The sequence below is a fragment of the Pseudomonas sp. LjRoot71 genome (genome assembly GCF_964253255.1).
Classification (GTDB): Bacteria; Pseudomonadota; Gammaproteobacteria; order Pseudomonadales; family Pseudomonadaceae; genus Aquipseudomonas.
Map to the genome: position 1 here is coordinate 2,524,140 of NZ_CAXURA020000001.1, position 24,047 is coordinate 2,548,186.

The window sequence follows — 24,047 nt, forward strand, 5'->3', positions numbered from 1 at the left end:
GACACGAGCAGGGCGCTGTCGCGATAGCATCGCATGCGGATTCGCCGCAGTGGATAGGCTATTTATATCCGATAAAAATCGGCTTTTAAAGCGTGTTAATCTTTCTTTAAGGCTTTTTTATCGATTAATATCGAATAAAAATCCGCTAGAACTCATGCTTGTGTGCATGGGCTGGCAAATGCGAACGCGCGTTTTTCCCGGATTCACCGTTCAGCCTTTGCCGCGTCATGCTGTAAAACGAGGAACGATATGCAAGCCGTCTTGGTGGTCAGCTCTAACTTCAAGCTGCAGTGCGCGCACTGCCTAATCCCGTGCCAGTCAGTGGTGACAATATGATCGAGGTAACCGAGGTTTCCATTGCCGAGTTGCGTGCTGCACTCGAAGCCGGCCAGACCACGGCGGTTGAGCTGGTGCAGGCGTATTACGCACGCATCGACGCTTATGACGCTGCCGGCACGTCGACTCACCTCAACGCCGTGGTGGTGCGCAATCCCGATGCGCTCAAGGAAGCCCAAGCCGCCGATGCCCGTCGCGCCCGTGGCGAGACACTCAGTCCGCTGGACGGCATCCCCTACACCGCCAAGGACAGTTACCTGGTCAAGGGCCTCACCGCCGCGTCCGGTAGCCCGGCGTTCAAGGATCTGATCGCCTATCGCGATGCCTTCACCATCGAGCGTCTGCGCGCGGCGGGGGCCATCTGCCTGGGTAAAACCAATATGCCGCCCATGGCCAACGGCGGCATGCAGCGCGGCGTCTATGGCCGTGCGGAAAGCCCCTACAACGCCGACTACCTCACGGCACCGTTCGCTTCCGGCTCATCCAACGGTGCCGGCACCGCCACGGCGGCCAGTTTTGCGGCGTTTGGTCTGGCCGAGGAAACCTGGTCGAGCGGCCGCGGCCCGGCTTCGAACAATGGTCTGTGTGCCTATACGCCGTCGCGCGGGGTGATCTCGGTACGCGGCAACTGGCCGCTGACACCAACGATGGACGTGGTGGTGCCCTATGCGCGGACCATGGCTGACCTGCTCGAAGTGCTGGATGTGGTGGTGGCTGAAGACCCCGACAGCCGTGGCGACCTCTGGCGTCTGCAACCCTGGGTGCCGATTCCGAAACCTTCTGAGGTACGCCCGGCCGCCTATGCCGACCTGGCCGCCAAGGCCGATGCCCTGGCCGGTAAACGCTTTGGCGTGCCGCGCATGTTTATCAACAAGGATGACGCCGCTGGCACCAGCGAAAATCCTGGCATCGGTGGCCCGACCGGCCAGCGTATCCACACCCGGCCGTCCGTGATTGCGCTCTGGGAGCAGGCGCGCAGTGCGCTGGAAGCTGCGGGCGCCGAAGTGATCGAAGTCGACTTCCCGTTGGTGTCCAACTGTGAAGGCGACCGTCCAGGCGCGCCGACCGTGTACAACCGTGGCATCGTCACTCCGGCGTTCCTGCATGACGAGCTGTGGGAGCTGAGCGGCTGGGCCTTTGATGATTTCCTGCGGGCCAACGGCGATCCCAAGCTGAACAGGCTGGCCGACGTCGACGGGCCGCAGATATTTCCGCACGACCCCGGCACGCTGCCAAACCGCGAAGGCGACCTGGTCGCCGGCATGGACGAATACGTCAACATGGCCAAGCGTGGGCTGAAAAACTGGGAGGAGATCGAGACCCTGGCCGATGGCCTGCGCGGTTTGGAGCACACCCGCAAGATTGATCTGGAAGACTGGATGGACAGCCTCGGCCTCGACGCCGTGCTGTTCCCTACCGTCGCTGATGTCGGCCCGGCGGATGCCGATATCAATCCGGTTTCGGCCGACATCGCCTGGAGCAACGGGGTGTGGGTGGCCAACGGTAACCTGGCCATTCGGCACCTCGGCGTACCCACGGTCACTGTGCCGATGGGTGTGATGGCGGATATCGGTATGCCGGTGGGGCTGACCTTTGCCGGTCGCGCCTACGATGATTCGGCATTGCTGCGCTTTGCTGCGGCGTTCGAGTCCACTGGCTCGAAACGCCTGGTGCCGCCGCGTACGCCGCCATTGTTTCGCGGCTAAAACAGCAACGGGATTGGCGCGTACCGCGTCAATCCCGTCTGTTTGCTTTGCGATCGATGCTAATAAGGCTCAGGCGCTGTGGCGCTTGTGCAGTTCGAACTGCTCGTGGCCGTCGTCCCAGCCCGCTTCCCAGGCGGCGATCAGCACGTCGGCGGCCAGGGTGCGGGGAGTGTTGATTTGTCCAGTCAGGCCGGCCATGTAGCCCTGTTGGTAAGCCTTGTTGAGGCTTTCCAGGCTCCAGTGCTGGTCATCTTCCTTGGTGAAGTCGGCGCAGGCCATAGCGGCAGCTCGCAGTGGATTTACCCCTGCAATGCTAGCTGTATGCCCTGGGCGGGGCGTTGCCGCTGATCCTGCTTTTGCCACCACTGGCGGTTTATGTGACGCAGTTGGCGAAATACCGACCTGCCCGTAGGGGGCGCTGCGCGTGCCAGTATTCGCCCATCTAAGGCTAAGGCGCTGGTGCGCACGGCGCACCCTACCAATCCAGGCCGCTGCTATACCGCCAGGGCGAGAATGCTGGCCTGATAGGCTGCGGCAAAGCTGTCGAAGTCGCCTTCCTCGTGTGCTTCCAGCTCGGCCTGCTCGTGCAGCGACTGCGCGGCGCTGGCCTCGAAAGCGGCTTGCTGTTCAGCGCTCAACGCTTGGCTGCGGAAATAGTCGGCGTGCTGCTTGCTCTGGCGCAGGGCGAACTCGGTAAAGCTCACGCCCTGTTGCAGCTGTGCCAGCACCTGCGCCGAAGGTGTCAGGCTAGGGTCGGCGACCTTGGCCTGTTGCGCCTGCAAGGCCTGACGGTGGGCGTCGCCACCCTGGCTTTGGTCGAGCAACTCGGCCAGCGGCAGGATCTGCTCCAGCAGCTCGCTGGCCCAGGCTTGCAGCACCACCGGTTGGCCATTGCGTTGCAGTTGCAGGCCCGGCCGGCGGCCTTCCTTGACCACGGCCAGGAAGTTGTCGGTGCAGGCATGGCATTCGCCGCTTTGCAGCAGCGGACTGTCGGCCAGTGCGCAGAACAGCAGGAAGGCGTCGAGGAAGCGCGATTCGCTCAGGTCGATACCCAGCGGCAGGAACGGGTTGATGTCCAGGCAGCGCACTTCAACGTACTGCACGCCACGGGCCATCAGCGCCTGGATCGGCCGCTCGCCGCTGTAGGTCACGCGTTTCGGGCGGATGTTCGAGTAGTACTCGTTCTCGATCTGCAGGATGTTGGTGTTCAGTTGCAGCCACTCACCATCCTTTTTCGCGCCGATTTCCACATAGGGTGGATAGGGCGTGCCGACCGCCTGGCGCAGGCTGTCGGTGTAGCTGGTCAGGTCGTTGTAGCAGGGCGTCAGGCCGGACTGGGCGCTGCTCTGGTAGCCCAGATCGCTCATGCGCAAGCTGGTGGCGTAGGGCAGGTAGAGGGTTTCTGCGTCCAGTTCCTGCAGTTGATGAGGATGCTCGCGCATAAAGCCCTTGTGCAGCGCCGGCGAGGCCCCGAACAGGTACATCAGCAGCCAGCTGTAGCGGCGGAAGTTGCGGATCAGTGCGATGTAGCGCGCCGACTGGTAATCGCGCGCGCTGCGCGTATCGCCTTCGGCCTGTTGCTGTAGCTGCCACAGCGCTTCTGGCAGGGAGAAGTTGTAGTGGATGCCGGCGATGCACTGCATGGTTTTGCCGTAACGCAGGGCCAGGCCCTTGCGGTAGACGTACTTGAGTTCACCGATGTGCGAGCTGCCGTAGCGGGCGATCGGGATCGTCTCCTCGTCCGGCAGCGCGCAGGGCATCGACGGGCTCCACAGGTATTCACCGTCCAGCTTGCTGTAGGCGAAGCGGTGGATCTGTTCCAGCTCAGCCAGGGTGGCGGCCGGATCAGGCAAGGCCGGGGTGATAAATTCCAGCAGCGATTCGGAATAGTCGGTGGTGATCTGCGCGTGGGTCAGTGCCGAACCGAGGGCTTCCGGGTGCGGGGTCAGGGCCAGCTGGCCGTTGCCGTCCACACGCAGGCATTCACGCTCGATACCGTGCAGGCACTGGGAAAGCAGGGAGAGGTTGGCGCGCTCGCCAAGCTGGGCCAGGCGGCGGGTTAACAGGTCGCTCAAGATTGCATTCCTTCACGCATCGGTCGCCCCAATATGGGGACGACACGCATGCTCTACAAGGGGGCGAGAAAACCGGCTTCAATCGGGCTCGGTCGATAGCGCTTTATAACCCGGCGCGGGTGAAGAAGGTTATAGCTGGGCGCAGTGCTTTTGCGTCAGGGCGACGCAACGTTGCAGTGTCGGGCTCGTAGGGTGCGCCGTGCGCACCAGCAGTGCGCGTTGAGCGGTGCGCACGGCGCACCCTACGGATTGGCGATGGGCTTATTTCTTCAGCTGTTTGGCATTGGCAAACAGCGCCGCCATGCCGCCGCTGGCCGGTGCCGGTTTGTCCTGGCTGGAATGGCGTTCGCTGCGCGGTGCATTACCGGCGGGTTTGCCACCTCTGGATTGACCGCCACGCGGGCCTTCGATTTTCTCGCCCGGGGTATCGCTCATGCGCATCGACAGGGCAATGCGGTTGCGTGGGATGTCGACTTCCATCACCTTGACCTTGACCACGTCGCCGGCTTTGACCGCTTCGTGTGGGTCCTTGATGAACTTCTCCGACAGCGCCGAGATATGCACCAGGCCGTCCTGGTGCACGCCGATATCGACGAAGGCGCCGAAGTTGGTCACGTTGGTCACCACGCCTTCGAGCATCATCCCCAGTTTGAGGTCGCTGAGGGTTTCCACGCCTTCCTGGAACTCGGCCGTCTTGAATTCCGGGCGCGGGTCGCGGCCGGGTTTTTCCAGCTCGCTCAGGATATCGCCAATGGTCACCAGACCGAATTTCTCGTCGGTGAACTGCTTCGGGTCGAGGCGCTTGAGGAAGGCCGAGTCACCGATCAGCGAACGGATATCGCGGCCGGTGTCGGCAGCAATACGCTGCACCAGCGGGTAGGTTTCCGGGTGTACGGCGGAGGCGTCCAGCGGGTTGTCGCCGTTCATTACGCGCAGGAAGCCGGCGGCCTGCTCGAAGGTCTTGTCGCCCAGGCGCGGCACCTTCTTCAGGTCGCTGCGGCTCTTGAACGCGCCGTTGGCGTCGCGGAAGGCGACGATATTCTGCGCCAGGGTCGCGTTCAGCCCGGAGATACGCGCCAGCAGCGCGGCGGAGGCGGTATTCACATCGACGCCGACGGCGTTTACGCAGTCCTCGACTACCGCATCCAGCGAGCGCGCGAGCTTGAGCTGCGACACGTCGTGCTGATACTGGCCGACGCCGATGGATTTCGGGTCGATCTTCACCAGCTCGGCCAGCGGGTCCTGCAGGCGACGGGCGATGGACACCGCGCCACGCAGCGACACATCCATATCCGGGAATTCCTTGGCCGCCAGCTCGGAGGCGGAATACACCGAGGCGCCGGCTTCACTGACCATCACTTTGGTCAGGTTCAGGCCTGGCAGCTTCTTGATCAGCTCCAGGGCCAGCTTGTCGGTCTCGCGGCTGGCGGTGCCGTTGCCGATGGAGATCAGGTCGACACTGTGCTTGGCGCAGAGCTTGGCAAGGATCGCCAGGGTGCCGTCCCAGTCGTTGCGCGGCGCGTGTGGGTAGACAGTGGCGGTTTCCAGTACCTTGCCGGTGGCATCGACCACGGCCACCTTGCAGCCGGTGCGCAGGCCCGGATCGAGTGCCAGGGTGGCGCGCGGGCCGGCCGGTGCGGCCAGCAGCAGGTCATGCAGGTTGCGGGCGAAGACGTTGATTGCTTCGTCTTCTGCTGTTTCGCGCAGTTCGCCGAACAGGTCGGTTTCCAGGTGGGTGTAGAGTTTGACCTTCCAGGTCCAGCGCACCACTTCACCCAGCCATTTATCGGCGGCGCGGCCACGGGCGCTAATGCCGAAGCGCTCGCCGATCATGCTTTCGCACGGGTGCATCGTGCCCGGCAGCTCGTCGCCAACTTTCAGGCTGGCGCTGAGGATGCCCTCGTTACGTCCGCGGAAAATCGCCAGGGCGCGATGCGACGGGGCGCCCTTGAGCTTCTCGTCGTGCTCGAAGTAATCGCGGAACTTGGCCCCTTCGTTCTCTTTGCCGGCGACTACGCGGGCGCTGAGGGTGGCGTTGTCCTTGAGGAAGCTGCGCAGGCTGGCCAGCAGGTTGGCGTCCTCGGCGAAGCGCTCCATGAGGATGTATTTGGCGCCTTCGAGCACGGCCTTGACGTCGGCAAAGCCTTTGTCGGCATCGATAAAACGCTCGGCTTCGCTTTCCGGCGTCAGTGTCGGGTCGTTAAACAGCGCGTCGGCCAGCTCGCCGAGGCCGGCTTCCAGGGCAATCTGGCCCTTGGTGCGGCGCTTTTGTTTGAACGGCAGGTAGAGGTCTTCCAGGCGCGTCTTGGTGTCGGCCAGGTTGATTTCGCGGCTCAGCTCGGGGGTCAGTTTGCCCTGTTCCTCGATGCTGGCGAGGATGCTGGCGCGGCGCTCGTCCAGTTCGCGCAGGTAGCGCAGGCGCTCTTCCAGGGTGCGCAGCTGGGTGTCGTCGAGGCTGCCGGTGACCTCTTTGCGGTAGCGCGCGATAAACGGCACGGTAGAGCCTTCGTCGAGCAGCGCCACGGCGGCGGCGACCTGTTGCGGGCGTACGCCCAGTTCTTCGGCGATGCGGTTGTTGATGCTGAGCATAGGAAAAGCTACCCACACGGAAACGAAAAACCGGCCACGCAGAGCACGGGCCAGGCACGAAAGCCGCGCATTATAAACACTGCCCGGCAACGCACCGGGAACCCGTCCGGGAAAAATCTGCTAACAATGGCTTACCCGTCGGCCATGGCTCCTGAGCCATAATGCCGGCTATTGCACACTGCCAGCGCGTCCGCGCCCGGCGGATGCCTGGACAAGGAGCCCTGAATGAGCAGCACTGCACTTCCCGTTGAAGGCGAGAAAATCCTTATCGTCGATGACGACGCGCGCCTGCGTCGCCTGCTCGAACGCTTTTTCGACGAGCAGGGCTACCGCGTGCGTGCGGTGGAAAACGTCGAGCAGATGGATCGCCTGTTGGCTCGCGAGCTGTTCAACCTGGTGGTGCTCGACCTGATGCTGCCGGGTGAGGACGGCCTGTCCGCCTGCCGCCGCCTGCGCGAGGCGAACAACCAGGTGCCGATCATCATGCTCACCGCCAAGGGCGATGAAGCCAGCCGGATCCAGGGCCTGGAGCTGGGCGCTGACGATTACCTGGCCAAACCATTCAACCCACGCGAGCTGCTGGCACGGATCAAGGCCGTGCTGCGCCGTCAGGCGCCGGTCGTGCCGGGCGCGCCGGGTAGCGAAGATGAAAGCGTGAGTTTCGGCGACTATGAATTGTCTCTGGCGACCCGCGAGCTGAAGAAAGGTGAGGAAGTGCACATGCTCACCACAGGCGAGTTCGCCGTGCTCAAGGCGCTGGTGCAGCACGCCCGTGAGCCGCTGACCCGCGACAAGCTGATGAACCTGGCCCGTGGCCGCGAGTGGGACGCCCTGGAGCGCTCCATCGACGTGCAGATTTCCCGCCTGCGTCGGCTGATTGAGCCGGATCCGTCGAAACCGCGCTATATCCAGACGGTCTGGGGCGTGGGGTATGTGTTTGTGCCGGACGGCAATAAGTAAGCACATCATTTTATCCGGCGTAGGAGCGGGCCATGCCCGCGATCCGCAGTCCATTCGCGGGCTTGGCCCGCTCCTACATACTCCAGTAAAGACCTATGAAAACCCCTCTCTGGTTCCCGCAAAGCTTCTTCGCTCGCACGCTGTGGCTGGTGCTGATCGTGGTGCTGTTCTCCAAGGCGCTGACCCTGGTTTATCTGATGATGAACGAGGACGTGCTGGTGGATCGGCAATACAGCCACGGCGCGGCGCTGACCCTGCGTGCTTACTGGGCGGCGGACCCGGAAGACCGCGCCACCATCGCCGAGGCCGCCGGGCTGACCCGTGTGCCACATGAGCAGGTACCGGCCACCGAGCAGCACTGGCCTTACAGCGAGATTTTCGAGCGGCAGATGCGCACCGAGCTAGGCCCGGACACTGAGGTGCGGGTGCGCGCCAAGAGCCCGCCGGCGCTCTGGGTGCATGCGCCGAGCCTGGGCAGCGACTGGCTCAGGGTGCCGCTGTACCCGCACCCGCTGCGTGGTCAGCGGATCTGGAGCGTGCTCGGCTGGTTCCTTGCCATCGGCCTGTTGTCGACGGCGGCGGCGTGGATTTTCGTGCGTCAGCTCAATGCGCCGCTGAAACGCCTGGTGTTCGCTGCGCGGCAACTCGGTAAAGGCCGCAGCGTGCGCCTGCCGGTCGGCGATACGCCGAGCGAAATGACTGAGGTATACCGTGCGTTCAACCAGATGGCCGAGGATGTTGAGCAGGCCGCCCGTGAGCGTGAACTGATGCTGGCCGGGGTGTCGCATGACCTGCGTACACCGCTGACCCGTCTGCGCCTGTCCATGGAGTTCCTCAACACCGATTCGGAACTGACCGAGGATATGGTGCGCGATATCGAGGACATGGACGCCATTCTCGACCAGTTCCTCGCCTTTATCCGCGATGGCCGTGATGAGCCGCTGGAGCAGCTCGACCTGCTGGAGCTGATCCGCGAGGTGGTGGCGCCCTACAACCAGAAGCAGGAAATGGTGCGCCTGTGCCTGGAGCCCGTGCCGGCCTTCCCCCTGCGTCGGGTGTCGCTCAAGCGCCTGCTGGTCAACTTGATCGAAAACGCCCTGCGCTACGGCTGCAATGCCGTCGAGGTGGCGGTTTCCCTGTCGAGCGATCACAGCGCACCCTACGTGGTGCTCAGCGTGCTGGATCGCGGTACGGGGATTGACCCGGCCGAGCTGGGCAGCATCTTCAATCCCTTTATTCGCGGCGACCGTGCCCGCGGTGGACAGGGCGCGGGCCTGGGCCTGGCCATCGTCAAGCGCATTGCGGCGCTGCACGGTGGCAGTGTCGAGTTGCGCAACCGCTCCGGCGGTGGCCTGGAAGCCCGGGTATGCCTGCCGCTGGGCCTGCTGTTGCCGCGCGACGCCGTCTAGGGCCGCTGGCATACTGTCATCGTTGCGCTGAACTATGCTCTATCAGCGCCATGACATGAGGTCAGCATGCCTGTCGTTCCAGCCCGCCTTTCTGCATGGACTTGGTTGCTGCCGCTGCCACTGCTCCATATTGCCACCTGGTTTTCCCTGGCGACCCAATTCACTGACGGGGCGGCGCTCTGGTACCTGCCATTTGCTCTGGCCCTGGTGTTGGTGCTCTGGTGGGGGCCGCGGGTGTTGCTGGCGGTGTACCTCAATGCGCTGCTTTGTATGCCGCTTTGGGGCCTGGACTGGCGCTTGGCGCCGCTCTATGCCATCCCGGAAACCCTCGGGGTAACCCTGGCCTGGCTGCTGTTACGGTTGCGTCCATTCGACCCGGCGCTGCCTGATCTTGGCCACCTGCTGCGCCTGATGCTGCTGGGCGTGTTGCTCCCGGCCATCCCCATGGCGATTGGAGTGCAGGGCAATCTCTGGCTGACCGGGCATATTCCGCTGTCGATGCTGCCGTCCGGCAGCATGACGCTATGGCTGGTCGACAGCCTGACTGCGCTGGCGCTGGCCATTCCGCTGCTGGTATACCTCACGCCCTGGCTACGGCGGCATGGCTGGCTACGCGGCCGCGCGCTTGCCGGTAGTGAACAGGTGCCCCAGGTGCTGCGGCAGTTACCGCCCTGGCCGTTGTTGCTGCTCTTGCTGCTGGGCTTGCCCTGGCTGCTCGGCGTATTGCCGTTGATCCTGAACTTGCCGCTGCTGGGCGTGATGATGCTGGGCCTGGCTCTGGTCTGGGGCTTTGCCGGCGGCGTATGTGGGGCCATATTGAGCGTGCTGATGGTGTTGATCCTGCCGCTGTTGCGCGGCCTGGGCGATACCGAGGCATGGCTCGACCCGCAGCGCCTGGAGCTGCACTTCAGCGTGTTGCTGTTCATGATCGCCGCCCTGCTGGTGGGGCGCAGCCTCAGTGACTTGCGCCAGGCCCTGGCGCGCAGTGCGCAGATGCAGCAACAGCTGGCCCTGGCCAATCTGGCACTGGAAGCCAGCCCGCTGGGGGTGATCATCGCCGATGCGCGTCAGCCCTCCTTGCCGCTGATCTACTGCAACCCGGCCTTCGAGCAGATCACCGGCTACAGCCGTGCGGAAACCCTGGGCAACAACTGGAACTTTCTGCTGCGTGATGACCATCAGCAGCAGGGGGTCAGCCGTTTGCAACAGGCGGTGCGTGATGGCGTGGCCTGCGATGTGGTGTTACGCAGTTACCGCAAGGATGGCCAGCAGTTCTGGAACGAACTGACCCTGGCGCCGATGCGCGACGAGCAGGGCATCAGCCATTATGTTGCGTTGCAGAGTGATGTGACGGCTCGCGAGCAACTGGCCAGCCAGGTGCGCCTGCAGAGTGACGAACTGCTCAAGCAGAGTTACCTGTTCAGTCAGACCGAGCACATCGCCAACCTCGGCGGCTGGGTGCTGAACATGCCGCAGCAGACCATGGACTGGAGCGCTGGCTGCTTCCGGATCTACGAGCTGGACCCGAAAAACGGTACGCCCGACCTCAACGAAGCACTGAGTTACCTGGATGCCGGCGGCCGTGTGCTGGCCGAGCAGACCCTGCAGCAACTGGTGTCGGGTCAGGAGCAGTTCGATTTCGAGGTGCGCCTGCTTACCGCCAAGGGCAAGACGCGCTGGTTGCGCATCCGGGGCATCAGCGAGCGCGATGGCAGTGAACTGGTGCGGGTGTATGGCGCGCTGCAGGATGTCAGTGCGCGCAAGTATGCCGAGCAGCAGCTACGCGAGCGCGACGAGCGGCTGCGGCTGTTCTTTGAGGCACCACTGATTGGCATGGCCCTGACCAGTCCGACTTTTGCCTGGGAAGAGGTCAACCACAAACTGTGCAGCATCCTCGATTGCAGTCGCGAGCAACTGCTGGCCAGCAGTTGGGAGAGCCTGTCGCTGGACGAAGATCTGCTGGTCGAACAGCCGCTACTGGATCAGGTGCTCAGCGGTGAGCGTGAAGGCTTTGAACTGGAGAAACGTTTTCGCCGCGCCGACGGCAGCCTGGTGCATACCCGCGTTAGCCTGCGCGCCGTGCGCCACAGCACCGGGCGGGTGCGCATGTTCCTGTTGCTGGTGGAAGACATCAGCGAGCGCCTGCAGGCCGAAGCGCGCTACCGCACCATCGTCGAGAACGCGCCGGAAGCGATCATGCTGTTTGACCTGCACGGCACGCTGGTCGAGTGCAACGAGAATGCCTTGCGCCTGCTGCGCTATAGCCGTGAAGAAATTGCCAGCAAGCGCGTGTTTGACCTGAGCCCAGGCAAGCAGGCCGATGGCCAACTGACGGCCGAACTGGGTCGGGTTTATTTGCAACGTGCGATGGCCGGTGAGGCGCCGGTCTTTGAATGGCTGCACCGTGACAGCGCTGGTCGGCAGATTCCCTGTGAGGTTCGTCTGGTGCGCATGCCGGGCGAGCCGGTGCTGATTCGCGGCAGCGTCACCGATATTTCCGAGCGGCAGCGTTATCAGCGTGAGATCGAGCGGCTGGCCTTCAGTGATGAACTTACCGGGCTGCCCAACCGGCGCCTGCTGCTCGACCGCCTGCAACATGCCATGGACCGCGAGCTGCGCGAGAACACCCTGGGCGCCTTGCTGTTTATCGACCTGGATCACTTCAAGACGGTCAACGACAGCCTGGGTCACCTGGTCGGCGACGGTCTTTTGCGCGAAGTCACGGCACGGCTGGCCAGCGGCCTGCGCGCGGAAGACACCCTGGCGCGGATGGGCGGCGACGAATTTGTGGTGCTGCTCGAAGGGCTCGACAGCAACCCGCAGCTGGCCGCCGAGTCCGCCGCGATCACGGCCGAGAAACTGCTGAAAAGCCTGGTCGGCACCTGCTGGATCGACGGCCATGAGCTGTCCATCAGTGCCAGTATCGGCATCGCCCTGCATCCGTTTGGCAGCCAGCGGGCCTCGGATGTGCTGAAGCAGGCAGACACTGCGATGTACCGGGCCAAACAGGGCGGACGCAATGCGCTGCATTTCTTCGCCCCGGAGATGCAGGCGGCTATCGACCAGCGCCTGCAACTGCAAAGCGAGTTGCGCCAGGCCGTACAGCGCAACCAGTTGTACCTGGTGTTCCAGCCGCAGTTGGCCCTGAGTACCGAGCGAGTGGCCGGCGCCGAGGTGTTGCTGCGTTGGGTGCACCCGGAGCGTGGCGAGATCATGCCGGCGGACTTTATCCCGTTGGCCGAAGAAACCGGGCTGATCGAGGAACTGGGTGGCTGGGTGCTGGAGCAGGCCTGTGCAACGCTTGCGCGCTGGCTACCGCAGTGGCCGCAGCTGGTTCTGGCGGTCAATCTCAGCCCACGCGAATTGCGCCAGCGCAGCTGCGTGACGCGGGTCCGCGAGTGCCTGCAGCGTCATCAGGTTCCGGCCACGGCGCTGGAGTTGGAGATTACCGAGGGCGTGCTGCTGGAAGATGTTGAGCAGTGCATCAGCAATATGCAGGCGCTCAAGGCGCTCGGCGTGCGTTTCGCCATCGACGACTTCGGCACTGGCTATTCCTCACTGACCTACCTCAAGCGTCTGCCGCTGGACCGCTTGAAGATCGACCGCAGCTTTACCTGGGACATGGACGGTGAAGATGGCAGCGGCCTGATGCTGGTGCAGACTATTCTGGTGATCGCCCGCAACCTGGGCCTGGAATGCGTGGCCGAAGGTATCGAAAGCCAGTGGCAGCTCGACTGCCTGCGCCAGCATGGCTGCTCGCTGGGGCAGGGTTACCATTTCAGTCGGCCGCTACGCGAAGAGCAATTTTTGGCTTGGCTGGCGGCACATCACGAATGGCACTAGGGTTGACCAGTGGTCGTTGTGTATCGCGAAAACCTCGACGGAGAGTGGTGAGTCGGTATACTGGCGCCAAATTGCAGATGAGGTATGCCAATGCCTCAGTTGTTTTGCAGCAGTTTCAGTAAAAAATGATATGGAATTCAAGAGGATAGTGGCGTCGCACAAGATGCCCGCAGTGATGGATCGATACAGATCAACTTTATAGTTTTCTAGCCCCGGCGGTTTTCTCGCTCGGGTCGTCAAGTCGCGCCTGCGCGTTCGCAGCGTGCCTAAACCGAAAAGATTTATAACAGTCGCTTGCAGCTGCTCGTTTGCTTAAAGGTTTACCGGTAAGCCTCGCGATGTTAAAAAGCCACACAGGCTTTTTGTCTTGCAGTGCAGGGAAGCAGCTAGTGCACTGCAATGTGCGGCTATGTGGCTTGAAGGCTTCGGGTGATCTGGCTATACCGCCAGCCGGATATCCGTGCGTTTGGCTCGGCTTTAATTTGAGACAGGTTGTCCGGTCTAGGTTGGGCAACGCCGCACGTTACCAATACGACTGCCCGTGCAGAAAGGGGCAGCAAAACTAGCAATATCCAATGAGGACGTTCGATATGCGTAAAACCCTTTCCAGCATCACCTTGGCAGTAGCACTGGCTTCCGGCCACGCTTTCGCCGACCAAGTCACCCTTGCCGCACTGCAGAATGCCGGCCTCGCCATGACCGAGGCTCAGGTGGCAGCTGTGCTTGCAGCCGAAGGCGAAGCCGCGATTGCCGCGGTAGTCGGTCAACTGGTAGCCGCCAATCCGGACGCCGCCGGCTCCATCGTTGCCGCCGCCGTCAAGGCTAATCCTGGCATGGCCGTCGCCATCGCCACTGCTGCCGCCACCGCCGCCCCGACTCAGGCCACCGCCATCTCCGCCGCCGCCTCCGCCAATGCTGCGCCGGGTCAGGCTGAGGCCATCAGCGCTGCGGTCAGCAATGCCGTGAGCCAATCGGGCGTAGTCGCCACCAATAGTGGTGTCAGCAACAACACGTCCAGCGTACCGAACGTTAGTGGCGGCGGTGGCAGCAGCAGCGGCAGCACCAGCGGCAGCCCTAACTAATCGGTTGCTTCGCAGCTTAATCAGCACAGATGCTGGCACTCCCGAGTGCCGGCATTGTTTTGTCAGAGGCCCTGACAAAACTACAGTTATGGAAACCACCGAGGTCTCTTATGAGTATGAAATTCAAGGCAAGTTCGCTGGCTGCTGCTGTTTCGGCTGCGCTGTGCGCCAATGCTTGGGCGCTTGAGCCGCAAAGCATCAAACTGTCCGATGGTTTGACGTTCACGCCCACCCTGCAGGTAAGCGAGCGCTACGACGACAACTTCCGTGCAGTGGAAAACAACGAAGAATCGTCGTGGATTACCGGCATTACGCCGACCTTCAAACTTGCCGCTGAAGGCCGTAAAAGTGCGTATGCACTCACTTACTCGGCCAATACCGATATTTTTCATTCGAGTCACGCTGACGACAACACTGACCACCATCTGACAGCGGATGCGGGCTTTGAGTTCGATTCGCGTAACCGTCTAAAGCTGGCTGCCGGTTATCACAAGATCGAAGAAACCGCCTCTCAGGATCAGAACGTTGAAAACGACAAGTACACCACTGCCAATGTGGGCGGCGTGTACACCTTCGGTGCGCGTACTGCTCGCACGCAAGTCGACGTCGGCGCCAACTACCAAGAACTGCGCTACCAGAACGGCGACAACCTGAATGCCGACAAAGAGCGTGATACCACTGCGCTCAACAGCATTTTCTACTACCGCGTTGCACCGAAGACCAAGGCCCTGGTCGAAGCACGTCACACCGACTACGACTATGTCAGCAACACCCGTTTAAACAGCAACAACGTTGCTTTGTTGGCGGGTCTGACCTGGGAAGCCACAGCCAAGACCACCGGTACCGTGAAGTTCGGTGGCGAAAAGAAGCGTTTTGATGACTCCAGCATCGACGACAAGAGCGGCAGCATGTGGGAAGTCGGTGTCGAGTGGGCGCCGCGCACCTACTCTACCTTTGGCTTGAATACCCGTCGCGGTCTCGACGAGGGTGACAATGGTGCAAGCTCCATTGAGTCTCAGAGCACCACGCTGAGCTGGAACCACGAGTGGCTTGACCGCCTTAGCTCCAACGTCAGCTACACCTACACCGACAACGAGTACCAGGACATTCGTCGTACCGACAAGATCGATACATTCGGTCTGGGTCTGACTTATGAGATGCGTCGCTGGCTGGATATCGGCGTGGGTTACAAGTACTCCGAGAACGACTCGTCTGTTGCTGGCGAAAGCTATGAGCGCAATATCTTCTCGATCAGCGCTACAGCCAGTCTGTAACAGCAATCAACAAAGTGGTCGGGGGGGCTTCGGCCCCTACCTTTGTCGCCCACGATTTTCAAGAGCAATTTAGCCATATGGTCATCCGCATTTTTATCAGCCTGATCCTTGGCATGCTGCTAATCAACAGCAGCGCTGTATACGCAGAAGGCAACTCCACCTACAAATTGGCTTCTGGGGATGTCATTCGCATCAACGTTTTTGGTGAAGCAGATCTCAGCTTCGAAGAGCTTCGGCTGACCGACGCGGGAACTTTTTCCTACCCATTTATCGGCGAGGTGCAGGCCCGGGGTAAAACCGCCGCCGAAATTGAGCAGATGATCGTCGCTAAGCTTAAAGGCGATTACCTAGTCGACCCGCGGGTATCTGTCAGCGTCCTGCAATACCGCGAGTTCTATATCAGTGGTGAAGTGAAAACACCGGGCGGCTACCCGTTCCAGCCGGGGTTGACCCTGCGTCGTGCGGTTGCCCTGGCGGGTGGTTTGACCGAGCGTGCGTCGGCCAACCGCATCACCATTATTCGCGACAGCAATGCCAGCCGCACTCCAGAGAATGCGACTCTGGATACCCTGGTAATGCCGGGCGATACCATCACCATCGACCAAGGCTTTTTCTAAGCGTGCAGCTTAATTGGCGACGTGGCGACATGGCCTGCGTCTGAGCTCGGCTGCCCGCGTTGCACCCTGTATGCCTTTAACTTTTTAGAGTTTCCCCAATCATGGAAAGTAATACTCAGATCATCGAGCGCAACCAGAGCGCTTTGCGCCAGGATGAGAGTGACGACGAGATTGATCTGCTCAAACTGTGGCAGACCATCTGGCGTCGCAAGTGGAGCATCATGACCCTCGTGCTGGTCGTCAGCATGGTGGCCATTCTCGTCGTATTTTCCATTACGCCGATTTACCGGGCTGCAGCCACACTGCTGATTGAGCAGAAGAGCGCCAAAGTCGTTTCCATCGAACAGGTTTATGGTCTGGACGGCGCAGGTAATGAATACCTGCAAACCCAGTTTGAACTGCTCAAGTCGCGTGCACTGGCCGAACGTGTAGTCCGTCAGCTGAACCTGACCACCCACCCTGAGTTCGACCCGCGCCAGCAGCCTGAGCCGTTGATCGATTTCAAGGCGCTGTTCGCTAATTTCGATTTCAACCAGGCCGTGCCAGTTACCCTGCCCGAGGATCTGGAAGCAGGTCTGGACGCCACCGAAGCGGAAATCTTCGACGAAGTCACTAAAGAGTTTATGGAACGCATCAGCATCGAACCGCAAGGCAAAAGCCAGCTGGTGAAGGTGCAGGTCGATATGGCTGATGCGCGCATGTCCGCTCGTGCTGCAAACGCACTGGCCAACGGCTTTATCGAAAGCCAGCTGGAAGCGACCATGGACATGTCGCTGACCGCTACCAACTGGATGAACAGCCGTCTGGGTGAGCTGCGCGAGAAGCTGAAAGTGGCTGAAGACCGTCTGCAAGCCTACCGTGAAGCAGAGAACCTGGTGGACGTGCAGGGCGTTAGCACCATCAGCGCTGCCGAACTGAGCCTGACAGGCGAGCGCATGATTGATGCACGGCGTCAGCGTGCCGAGGCCGAAAGCCAGTACCGTCAAGTGCAAGCCATGCGTGGCGGTGGCTGGGAGCGTTTGGCGAGTATTCCGGCTGTGCTGGGGCATCCGCTGATCCAGCAGTTCAAGGCTGAAGAAGCCAAGGCCAAAGCCAAATACGAAGAAATGTCGCGTCGCTATGGTGCCCGCCACCCGGCGATGGAAGCTGCTCGATCTGACCTCAGTGCTGCTTCCGCCAGCCTGCGTGGCCAGGTTGAACAAGTGGTTGCCGGTATCGAGCGTACCTACCAGCTGGCCGCCGCTAACGAGAACTCCCTGCAGGCTTCGTTCAACAAGAACAAGACGCAGATTCAGGACATCTCACGCAAAGAATTCAAATTGCGTGAACTGCAGCGCGAGGTTGAATCCAACCGCGCTCTGTACGACACCTTTATGACCCGCCTGAAAGAAACTGCCGCCACCTCCGACCTGGAGTCCGCCAACGCTCGCGTGGTCGATCAGGCTGTGGTGCCGAGCAAGCCAGTGAAGCCGAGAAAAGGCTTGATCGTACTGATTGCCGCACTGCTGGCGGGTTTTGTCGGTGTAGGTCTGACTCTGCTGCTGGAAGCCCTGAACAACACCTTCAAGAGCACCGAAGAGGTGGAAGGCCGCCTCAATATCCCGGTGCTGGGCATTCTGCCGATGATGAAGAAGGGTGAGCGCAGCGACTTGGCGCGTATGTTCAGCCGCGATACCGACAAGAGTTTCTCCGAGTCGATTCGTACCATCCGTACCGGTGTTGTGCTCTCGGGTATTGATCACCCGCACAAGGTCATGGTCATCACCTCGTCGATTCCTGGTGAAGGCAAGAGTACCGTTTCCGTCAACCTGGCATTCGCCCTTGGGCAGATGGAAAAAGTCCTGCTGATCGATGCCGACTTGCGCCGCCCGACCCTGGGTAAGAGCTTCGACTTCCCGGTGGGTACGCCTGGCCTGGCCAACCTGATTGCCGGCACCGCCAAGCTTGATGAGTGCGTTAAGCACGTAGATGGCATCGACATGATCGGCGCCGGTACCGTGCCGCCGAACCCGCTGGAACTGCTCTCGTCGCCACGCTTCGCCAAGGCACTGGAAGTACTGAAGAGCAAGTACGAGCGCATCATCATCGACTCCCCGCCCACCCAGGCGGTCAGCGATGCCATCGTACTGTCCACTTTCGCCAATTCGCTGATTTACGTCATCAAGTCCGACGCTACCCATATCCCACTGGTGGAAAAGGGTGTTGGCCAGTTGCTGCAGAACAACGCGCCGGTCAGCGGCATCGTGTTGAACCAGGTGGACATCAAGAAAGCCAAGAAATACGGCTACAGCTATGGTGGTTATTACGACTACTACGGTTACAGCAATACCAAGCAAGCCTGACCTGCTGTTAAACACAATGCCTAGGGAGCGCCTGGCGCTCCCTCTGTCAGGCAGTCCTGCGTAAGCGCGCCAGGCAAGCAAAGGATCAAAAGACCGCAATGATCGACCTGCACAGCCACCTGCTCCCCGGCATCGATGACGGGGCACCTGACCTCGAAACCGCGCTGGCACTGGCGCGCGTGGCCGCACAGGACGGCATCACGCACTTGGTCTGCACGCCGCATATCCATCCCGGCCGTTACGACAACACGCCAGCCAGTATCATGGCCGCGCGTGACAGCTTGGTCGCTGGGCTAAAAGCCGAAAATATTACGCTGCAGATCGCAGCTGCCGCCGAAGTGCGTTTCGGCATGGAGCTGATGCTCGGTATCGGCCAAGGGCAGATTCCCTTTCTCGGGGAGTGGCAAGGCAAGAAGGTTTTGCTGCTGGAGTTTCCCCATGGCGAGATACCCTTCGGCGCGGAACGCCTCACCGCCTGGCTGTTGCAGCGCAATATAGTGCCGATGATCGCTCACCCTGAGCGCAACAAAGGCATCATGCGCAGCCCCAGCAAGCTCAAACCCTTTATCCAACAGGGATGCCTATTGCAGGTGACAGCATCTTCAGTTGCTGGGCGTTTTGGTCCCGCAGCGCAAGAAATTGCCCATGCTTTGCTAGAGGAAGGGGTAGTCACCATCCTGGCCAGCGACGCGCACAACCTCGACTATCGGCCGCCGATACTCAGCGAAGGCTTTGAGCATGCTGCCGAGTTGATCGGCGAGAGTCAGGCCGAACTGCTGGTTCGTCAAAGACCCTGGCAGATTGCCCAGAGCCACTTCCAATGAATGCCAACGCTCAGCTGGAAGGCAGCAGCCGGCGCAGGAAGGCCGCGCCAGCCATGACCAAGGCAGCGCGTGCTCGCCATATCGGCTTAGCCCTACTGGCCTTGCTGCTGGCCCTGCTGCTGTTCATCAGCGGCGCGCGTCTGCTGCTTGCCGGTATTGCCGACTACCAGGCTGAAGCCTTTCTCGGTGCCTGGAGCAAAGCGCGGGTTGAGCCCGATGCGCGCGCCTGGGCTGTTGCCGAGGCCGCAGCGCAGCGCGCGATCTCGCTATCGCCGGTAGCAGATGGTGAACGGCTCGACCGTTTGGGGCGAGTCTACAGCTGGCAACACTTCCGTCAGCCCTTTGCTGCTGCACATGCCGCCGAGTCCCGACGTTCAGCCTTGGCTGCCTACCGCGCATCGCTAGAAGTACGCCCGACTTGGCCCTATACCTGGGCCAAGGTGGCTCAAAGCAAACTGTTTTTGCAGGAGTTCGATGCTGAATTTGCCCACGCCCTGACACAGGCTTTTGCCATGGGGCCGACGCGTATCTTGATCAACCGCGAACTGGCAGATATCGGCTTCAGAGCATGGCCGCACCTGAGTGCTGCACAGCGCCAGGCCACATTGGAATCCGTGCGCCGTAGCGTGGCGTACAGCACCCCCGAGGCGCAGAACCTACTCAACACCGCCAAGTACACCAACAGGGTGGGAGAGTTTTGTGGCGCCTTGGAGGCGTCAATGATCAGCAGTCGCAAGCTCGACGCTTGCCAGGAGTGAGCCCGTGCCATTGGTTTACGGGTTGCCCGGCATGTCATGCATGCAGAGAAGCATTAAAGGTAGAGAATTGTGTCAAGGAATCAGACAGCCAAGTCATCGGCGCTCATGGCAAGCCCATACAGCCCCCCAATCAAACTGGCGAGCGTTGCTAAGCCTGCCAGCCAACCCGCCCGCAATTCCGTGCGCAGTAGCAGCATGATCGGCAAGCGCGCCAGCTTGGCCGAAGGCCGTGGCCTGACCTTCTGGGTGCACTGGTTGGCCGCATTTAGCCTGCTGACCCTGTTGCTGTGCACCCTGACCCTGGTGAAAACTGGTGACATAGAAACGCATTACCGGGTACTGGTGCTGTTCAGCTTGTTCGTCTCTGTACCGATCTATTCCTTAATGCGCGTGTACTACAAGCAACAGGGCTACCTGGCCGGCCTCGGCCGCTTGCTCGCTGGTTGGCTAATTCTGCTATCGGCATTGCTGGTGGGGGCCTTCGTCACCAAAACCAGTGAGCTGTTCTCGCGCGAGGTCATCCTGGTTTGGGGGGTAAGTGGTTATGTACTGCAAGCGTGCCTCTATGTGCCCCTGCAGCACCTGTTCAAGCTCTACCACAACAAGCTGCAAGCCGAGAGCAACACGCTGATTATCGGCACTGGCGAACTGGCTCAGGAGCTTGCGGAAAAACTCATAGAAAGAAGCAGCGAGCCCCTGATCGGCCTGGTAGCGGCGAGCGACAAGCCCGCAACCGAAAGCAGCCGCTTCCCCATCATCGGCAATATTGCTCACCTGCGCGACCTGATCGCCAGCCACCAGATACGCCGACTGTATATCGCCCTGCCGCTCACAGAAGCCGAGCAGATTGAGGGCCTGTATGTTGACCTGCTCGACGCCAGCGTAGACGTGGTCTGGCTACCAGACCTGCGCAGCATGATGCTGCTCAACCACTCGGTACGCGAAATCGAAGGCATGCCCGCGATCTACCTGAATGAGAGCCCGCTAACCGCCTACCCAACGGCAGCCATGACCAAAGCCGTGCTTGACCGCAGCCTGGCCCTCCTTGCGATTCTCGCCCTGAGCCCGCTACTGCTGGGCACCGCCATCGCAGTCAAGCTCAGCTCCCCTGGGCCGGTGCTGTTCAAGCAGCAGCGCCATGGCTGGAACGGCATGCTCATCAAGGTGTGGAAGTTCCGCTCCATGCGCCTGCACGATGATGGCGACGTGAAACAAGCCACCCGTGAAGACCCGCGCATCACCGCCGTTGGGCGTTTTATCCGCCGTACCTCCATCGACGAACTGCCGCAGCTGTTCAACGTTCTGCAGGGGCGCATGTCACTGGTTGGCCCACGCCCGCACGCCGTGGCGCACAACGACTACTACACCGGCAAGATCGACGCCTACATGGCCCGCCACCGCATCAAGCCCGGTATTACTGGCCTGGCCCAGGTCAGCGGCTACCGTGGTGAAACCGAAACCCTGGACAAAATGGCAAAGCGCGTGGAGCTGGACCTCACCTATATCAACAACTGGTCGCTGTGGCTGGATATCAAGATATTGGTGAAAACGCCGTTTACCCTGCTCGGCAAAGATATTTACTAGCCATGAGGCCGCTGGCTGCAGCTCCTAGATAGGCGCTTCAACATATACGCATATATGGCGTGTGCATGGCGCACCAAGCCATGCCCTCTGCTACAGCTGCCGACAGAAGCCCGCAGCGATACCCAATTTGAGACATAACCCCATGAAGACCCTCTGTATTTTCGGCACCCGCCCTGAGGCCATCAAAATGGCCCCCCTGGCCTTGGCATTGGCCGCCGATACACGCTTTGAGGCCAAGGTCTGTGTAACCGGTCAGCACCGGGAAATGCTCGATCAAGTGTTGGCTCTGTTCGACCTCACGCCCGACTTCGACCTCAATATCATGCGCGCCGGGCAAGACCTTACGGATGTGACCACCGCTATCCTGCAGGGGCTTAAGGCTGTCTTCGCCGAGTTCAAACCGGATATGGTGCTGGTACACGGCGACACCGCCACCACCTTTGCTGCCAGCCTTGCCGCCTATTACCAGCAAATCCCGGTAGCGCATGTGGAGGCGGGCCTGCGCACCGGCAACCTGTATTCGCCCTGGCCGGAAGAGGCCAACCGCAAACTCACCGGCGTACTGGCCAAGCTGCACTTCGCCCCCACCGAAACCTCCAAGGCCAACCTGCTGGCTGAAGGCGTAAATCCTGCCAGCATCTTGGTAACCGGCAATACCGTAATTGATGCACTGCTCGCTGTCGTTCAGCGCCTGGATCGCGATCCGGCGCTGCAAGCCCAGGCCGCCGAGCCTACGGCGTTTCTCGACGATGCGCGCAAACTGATATTGGTTACCGGGCATCGGCGTGAAAGTTTTGGCGGCGGTTTCGAGCGTATCTGCCTGGCCCTGCGTACCGTCGCCGAGCAGCACCCGGATGTGGATATCGTCTATCCCGTGCACCTCAACCCCAATGTGCGCGAGCCTGTCAACCGGCTACTCAGCGGCGTGAACAATATTCACCTGATCGCCCCACTGGACTACCTGCCCTTTGTCCACCTGATGAGCCGCTCCCATATCATCCTCACCGACTCCGGCGGTATTCAGGAGGAGGCACCCTCGCTAGGCAAACCGGTACTGGTGATGCGCGATACCACCGAACGACCCGAAGCCGTGGCGGCAGGGACGGTGAAACTGGTTGGCACCGACACCGACACCATCGTCACCGAGCTTAACCGCCTGCTGACGGATGCGGAGGCCTACCGCGCCATGAGCTATGCCCATAACCCCTACGGGGATGGCCAGGCTTGCCTGCGCATCATCGAGGCATTACACGCTGATAGTTGATACCCCAGCCCTGCACTGGCTTTTGTAGGAGCGAGCTTGCTCGCGATCCATCAGCCTCAGTTGCCAATATTGATCAGATTTTTTAAGGACGTTATATGGCCTTTTCTACAGTTTCCGTTATCGGCCTCGGCTATATCGGCCTACCCACGGCAGCCGTGTTTGCCTCTCGCAAAAAACACGTGATTGGTGTGGATGTAAACCAGAAGGCCGTGGATACCATCAACCAGGGACAGATTCATATCGTAGAGCCGGACCTGGACATGCTGGTGCATGCGGCCGTTACTGAGGGCTACCTGCGCGCCACCACCACCCCGGAACCCGCCGATGCCTTTCTGATTGCCGTGCCCACGCCTTTTCTATCCGACAAGGAAAAAAGCCAGCACGAGCCAGACCTGAGCTTTATCGAAGCCGCGTCTGATGCCATTGCCCCCGTGCTGCAAAAGGGCAACCTGATTATTCTGGAATCCACCTCGCCAGTCGGCGCCACCGAGCAGATGGCCGAGTGGTTGGCGCGAGCCAGGCCAGACCTGACCTTTCCGCAGAACCATGGCGAGGCTTCCGATATTCGCATTGCCTACTGCCCGGAACGCGTGCTGCCCGGCCAGGTACTGCGCGAACTGGTGCAGAATGACCGCGTGATCGGCGGCATGACACCCAAATGCTCGGCAGCCGCCTGCAGCCTGTACAAACTCTTCGTACAAGGCGAATGCGTCATCACCAACGCCCGCACCGCTGAAATGTGCAAGCTCACCGAAAACAGCTTCCGCGACGTCAACATCGCTTTTGCCAACGAGCTGTCGATCATCTGCGACAAACTGGACATCAACGTCTGGGAGCTGATCCGCCTGGCCAACCGTCACCCGCGCGTCAATATCCTGCAACCCGGTCCGGGCGTAGGTGGTCACTGCATTGCCGTGGACCCCTGGTTTATCGTCAGCAAGACGCCGGAAGAAGCACGGCTGATCCGCACCGCACGGGAAGTAAATGACAGCAAACCGGAATGGGTGATCAACAAGGTCAAACAGGCGGTTGCGGAATACCTGATGGAAAACCCGGATAAAACCGCGAAGGACGTGACCATTGCCTGCTTTGGGCTGGCATTTAAGCCGGATATTGATGATTTGCGGGAAAGTCCGGCGCTGGCGATTACTCAGCAGATCGCAGCAGATCACCCCGGTGTTGTATTAGCCGTTGAGCCCAACATCAAAGCACTGCCGCAGAAACTGGAAGGCAACTTGCAACTGGTCTGCTCAGAAACAGCCAATGAACAAGCCAACATCAAACTGATTCTGGTCGATCACCGCGAGTTCAAACACATGGCAGCCCAGGCACGGGTCGGCCAGCAGGTGCTGGATACCCGCGGCGTACTCGAGGCACGCTGAAA

The 24,047-nt window shown here is 60.9% G+C and carries 16 protein-coding genes; 13 read left to right on the forward strand and 3 right to left on the reverse strand.

Annotated elements, in window-relative coordinates; genetic code table 11:
• The first annotated feature begins 332 nt into the window (after positions 1-332).
• On the forward strand, positions 333-2,042 hold the full coding sequence (locus ACSQ17_RS11995) for an amidase (protein WP_436068783.1): 1,710 nt from the start codon (positions 333-335) through the stop codon (positions 2,040-2,042).
• Positions 2,043-2,111: 69 nt separating this feature from the next.
• Here the strand turns inward: ACSQ17_RS11995 and rmf are convergent, their stop codons facing one another.
• The 3 genes from rmf to ACSQ17_RS12010 form a co-directional block, all read right to left on the reverse strand.
• Positions 2,112-2,321 carry a ribosome modulation factor gene (rmf, locus tag ACSQ17_RS12000; protein WP_436068784.1) on the reverse strand — a complete coding sequence of 70 codons (210 nt, stop codon included), beginning with the start codon at positions 2,319-2,321 and terminating at the stop codon, positions 2,112-2,114.
• Positions 2,322-2,536: 215 nt separating this feature from the next.
• A complete protein-coding gene (gshA, locus tag ACSQ17_RS12005) occupies positions 2,537-4,117 on the reverse strand; it encodes a glutamate--cysteine ligase (RefSeq protein ID WP_436068786.1) in 1,581 nt (526 codons plus the stop codon).
• Between the two features lie 261 nt (positions 4,118-4,378).
• Complete coding sequence (locus ACSQ17_RS12010) at positions 4,379-6,706, reverse strand: Tex family protein (protein WP_436068788.1); 2,328 nt, start codon at positions 6,704-6,706, stop codon at positions 4,379-4,381.
• Between the two features lie 225 nt (positions 6,707-6,931).
• On the opposite strand from ACSQ17_RS12010, the gene ompR reads away from it, so the two are divergent.
• The 12 genes from ompR to wecC all read left to right on the forward strand — a co-directional run bounded on the left by ompR (position 6,932) and on the right by wecC (position 24,045).
• Positions 6,932-7,666: an osmolarity response regulator transcription factor OmpR gene (ompR, locus tag ACSQ17_RS12015; RefSeq protein WP_233683281.1), complete on the forward strand. Its 735-nt coding sequence runs from the start codon at positions 6,932-6,934 to the stop codon at positions 7,664-7,666.
• Positions 7,667-7,761: 95 nt separating this feature from the next.
• Positions 7,762-9,075, forward strand: coding sequence for an ATP-binding protein (locus ACSQ17_RS12020; RefSeq protein ID WP_436068791.1), 1,314 nt, complete (start codon positions 7,762-7,764; stop codon positions 9,073-9,075).
• Positions 9,076-9,141: 66 nt separating this feature from the next.
• A complete protein-coding gene (locus tag ACSQ17_RS12025; protein WP_436068793.1) occupies positions 9,142-12,918 on the forward strand; it encodes an EAL domain-containing protein in 3,777 nt (1,258 codons plus the stop codon).
• Between the two features lie 590 nt (positions 12,919-13,508).
• The gene (locus ACSQ17_RS12030; RefSeq protein WP_436068795.1) at positions 13,509-14,000 is read left to right on the forward strand and encodes a hypothetical protein; all 492 of its coding nucleotides are present in this window, start codon (positions 13,509-13,511) and stop codon (positions 13,998-14,000) included.
• A 110-nt stretch (positions 14,001-14,110) separates the two neighbouring features.
• Positions 14,111-15,274, forward strand: coding sequence for an outer membrane beta-barrel protein (locus ACSQ17_RS12035; protein WP_436068797.1), 1,164 nt, complete (start codon positions 14,111-14,113; stop codon positions 15,272-15,274).
• 77 nt (positions 15,275-15,351) lie between these two features.
• A complete protein-coding gene (locus ACSQ17_RS12040; RefSeq protein ID WP_436068799.1) occupies positions 15,352-15,891 on the forward strand; it encodes a polysaccharide biosynthesis/export family protein in 540 nt (179 codons plus the stop codon).
• Positions 15,892-15,992: 101 nt separating this feature from the next.
• Entirely contained in the window at positions 15,993-18,233 is a 2,241-nt protein-coding gene (locus ACSQ17_RS12045) for a GumC family protein (RefSeq protein ID WP_436068801.1), read from the forward strand.
• Positions 18,234-18,331: 98 nt separating this feature from the next.
• Entirely contained in the window at positions 18,332-19,057 is a 726-nt protein-coding gene (locus ACSQ17_RS12050; protein ID WP_436068803.1) for a tyrosine-protein phosphatase, read from the forward strand.
• Positions 19,054-19,815: a hypothetical protein gene (locus ACSQ17_RS12055; protein ID WP_436068805.1), complete on the forward strand. Its 762-nt coding sequence runs from the start codon at positions 19,054-19,056 to the stop codon at positions 19,813-19,815. Before ACSQ17_RS12050 ends, ACSQ17_RS12055 begins: the two co-directional genes overlap by 4 nt.
• Positions 19,816-20,010: 195 nt before the next feature.
• Positions 20,011-21,399 (forward strand): undecaprenyl-phosphate glucose phosphotransferase, encoded by a 1,389-nt coding sequence (locus tag ACSQ17_RS12060; protein WP_436068807.1) that lies wholly within the window; start codon positions 20,011-20,013, stop codon positions 21,397-21,399.
• Positions 21,400-21,541: 142 nt separating this feature from the next.
• The gene (gene wecB, locus ACSQ17_RS12065; RefSeq protein WP_436068809.1) at positions 21,542-22,663 is read left to right on the forward strand and encodes a non-hydrolyzing UDP-N-acetylglucosamine 2-epimerase; all 1,122 of its coding nucleotides are present in this window, start codon (positions 21,542-21,544) and stop codon (positions 22,661-22,663) included.
• A 95-nt stretch (positions 22,664-22,758) separates the two neighbouring features.
• Complete coding sequence (wecC, locus tag ACSQ17_RS12070) at positions 22,759-24,045, forward strand: UDP-N-acetyl-D-mannosamine dehydrogenase (RefSeq protein WP_436068811.1); 1,287 nt, start codon at positions 22,759-22,761, stop codon at positions 24,043-24,045.
• Positions 24,046-24,047: the final 2 nt, after the last annotated feature.